Origin of the sequence: Georgenia sp. 311, assembly GCF_006151955.1 — a bacterium.
Lineage (GTDB): Bacteria > Actinomycetota > Actinomycetes > Actinomycetales > Actinomycetaceae > Oceanitalea > Oceanitalea wutianyii.
Genome location: NZ_VDFS01000054.1, coordinates 8248 through 10747 on the forward strand (window position 1 = coordinate 8248; position 2500 = coordinate 10747).

The 2500-nt window shown below is 74.2% G+C and carries 4 protein-coding genes; 3 read left to right on the top strand and 1 reads right to left on the bottom strand.

Annotated features, from left to right (window positions below; all coding sequences use genetic code 11):
• The 3 genes from FHE66_RS15595 to FHE66_RS11830 all read left to right on the top strand — a co-directional run.
• Nucleotides 1–244, top strand: a 244-nt coding sequence (locus FHE66_RS15595) for a hypothetical protein (protein ID WP_176554756.1), incomplete at its 5' end; no start/stop codon positions are given.
• A gap of 61 nt (nucleotides 245–305) precedes the next feature.
• Nucleotides 306–917 carry a dTDP-4-dehydrorhamnose 3,5-epimerase family protein gene (locus FHE66_RS11825; protein WP_139073165.1) on the top strand — a complete coding sequence of 204 codons (612 nt, stop codon included), beginning with the start codon at nucleotides 306–308 and terminating at the stop codon, nucleotides 915–917.
• A complete protein-coding gene (locus FHE66_RS11830) occupies nucleotides 914–1843 on the top strand; it encodes a glycosyltransferase family 2 protein (protein ID WP_139073166.1) in 930 nt (309 codons plus the stop codon). The genes FHE66_RS11825 and FHE66_RS11830 overlap by 4 nt, the downstream gene beginning before the upstream one ends.
• Before the next feature lie 3 nt (nucleotides 1844–1846).
• Here the strand turns inward: FHE66_RS11830 and FHE66_RS11835 are convergent.
• The coding region (locus FHE66_RS11835) for a D-alanyl-D-alanine carboxypeptidase family protein (RefSeq protein WP_218013708.1) at nucleotides 1847–2500 on the bottom strand (654 nt) is incomplete at its 5' end.

Below are 2500 nucleotides of genomic sequence, written 5' to 3' on the forward strand. Positions count from 1 at the left end.
GGGCCCCGCGCACACGCTCGTGCCCTACGGCCGGGCGACCGACGCCGTCCTCGCCGGGGACTGGGACGGCAACGGCACCGACACCCTCGCCGTACGCCGCGGCAGCGAGTACCACATCAAGAACTCGATGACCGCGGGCGTCGCGGACCGCGTGGTCGTCTACGGGCGGGCGGGTGACTCCGTCACCGTCGGCGACTGGGACGGCAACGGCACCGACACCCTCGGGGTGCACCGCACGCACTGACCGCCCGCCCGGCCACGCCGGTAGGCTGGGCGGGCACGTCGGCCACGAGAGAGGAAGAGCTGTGGAGTTCCGCGAGCTGAACGTCCCGGGAGCCTGGGAGATCACCACCAAGCAGCACGGCGACCCCCGGGGCGTCTTCCTCGAGGTCTTCAAGGAGCAGGCGTTCGTCGACGCCGTGGGCCACCCCTTCACCCTCAAGCAGGTGAACTCCTCGGTGTCCGCCGCCGGCGTCCTGCGCGGCGTGCACTTCGCCCAGGTGCCGCCCTCGCAGGCCAAGTACGTCAGCTGCCCGCGCGGCGCCGTGCTCGACGTCGTCGTCGACATCCGGGTCGGCTCCCCGACGTTCGGCCAGTGGGACGCCGTCCTGCTCGACGACGTCGACCGCCGCTCCATCTACATCTCCGAGGGACTGGGCCACGCCTTCTGCTCCCTCGAGGACGACTCCACCGTCGTCTACCTGTGCTCCGAGCCCTACGCCCCGGGCCGCGAGCACGGCATCAACCCGCTGTCGCTGGGCATCGACTGGCCCACCACGGCGCGTGACGGCAGCCCGCTGGAGCTGCGCCTGTCGGAGAAGGACGAGGCAGCCCCCACGCTCCAGGAGGCGCAGGACGCCGGGCTGCTGCCGCACATCGACGAGGTCCGCGACTTCCTCGCCTCGCTGCGCGCGTGAGCCACCAGGCACCGGGCGGCGGTGCCGGCGTCACCGCCGTCGTCGTCACCTACGAGCCGCAGGTCGAGGTCACCGGCCCGCTGCTCACCGCGCTCGCCGAGCAGTGCGGCGCGGTCGTCGTCGTCGACAACGGCTCGGCGCCGGAGCGCCTCGACGCGCTGCGCGCCGAGTGCGACCGGGTGGGTGCCGAGCTCCTCGCGCTGCCGGTCAACCAGGGCATCGCCGCGGCGCAGAACCTCGGCATCGCCCGCGCCGCCGGTGCCGAGCACGTCCTGCTCATGGACCAGGACTCCCTGCCCGCACCGGACATGGTCGACCGGCTCGTCGCCGCGGTCCACGCGGCCGTGGCCGAGGGGCACGCGGTCGGGGCGGTGGGCCCGGTGTCGGCCGACACCCGGTCGACCACCGAGCAGATGGTCTACGTCTCGCGCCGCTGGGGCCCCCGCCGCGCCACCGCGCAAGAGCTGGCGGCCGAGCGGGTCGAGACGGCCTTCCTCCTCGCCTCGGGCTGCCTCGTCCCGGCGCCCGTGCTCGAGCACGTCGGCCTCATGAACGAGGCGTGGTTCATCGACCACGTCGACCTCGAGTGGGGCCTGCGCGCCCGACGTGCGGGGTACACGCTCTACGCGGTGCCCGGCGCCCACCTCGACCACTCGCTCGGTGACCGGCTCACCAAGCTGCCGGGGCGGGCGCAGGAGGTCCACGTCCACTCCCCCGTGCGCACCTACTACCTCGCGCGCAACACCGTGCTCCTCATCCGCTCGGGCCTGCTCGGCGGGCGCTGGTCGGTGGGGTACGTCGTGTGGCTGGCCAAGTACGTCGCGTTCAACGCGCTGCTCGCCGCGCCCCGCCGCGAGCGCGTGCGGCGCATGGCCCAGGGTCTGCGCGACGGTCTCCTCGGCCGCACCGGCCCCGCGCCGCGCTGAGGCTCAGCCCCGGTAGTCGAAGTGCCACGGCTCGGGGTTCGAGCCGTTCTCCCGGTTCCACGGCATGTTGTGCCAGCCGAAGCGCGGGCCGTTGTCCCGCAGCCACAGGTAGGGCTGGCGCCCGAACTCGATGTCGGTGCGGCCCCCGAAGTCCACGGCCAGTCCGTAGCCGTGCGGCGAGGCGCCCGGGCGGGCGGCCGTCGGCGGACCGGTCTCGGCCCAGAGGTACTGCTGGTCCTCGTAGCTGCGGTAGGTGGTGAGCGGGGCGGGGTTGATCGGCAGCGGCGCACCGAACCGGGCCCGGTAGGCGCGGTCGAAGGCGACGAGGTCGGCCACCGCCCGGCACTGGACGGCGTGGGTGGGCAGGAAGGGGATCGGGCACAGGGCGGAGTGGCTCAGCCGCCCGTTGCGCGGGTCGACCTTCCCGGAGGTCGCGTCGACACCGGCCAGGGCGCCCGCCGTCACCGAGCCGTCGGGGACGCGCTGCAGCGCGGGGCGCAGGCGGTGGACCCCGAGGGAGTCCACGCCGTCCCCGTCCCAGTCCCCGACGAGGACGCCGTCGTTCTCCCGGCCGTAGACGACGACGCGGTCGGCCTGGCCCGGGCGGATCGAGTCGGCGATGTGGTAGACCCGCCCGCGGCGCACGGCGAAGGTGTC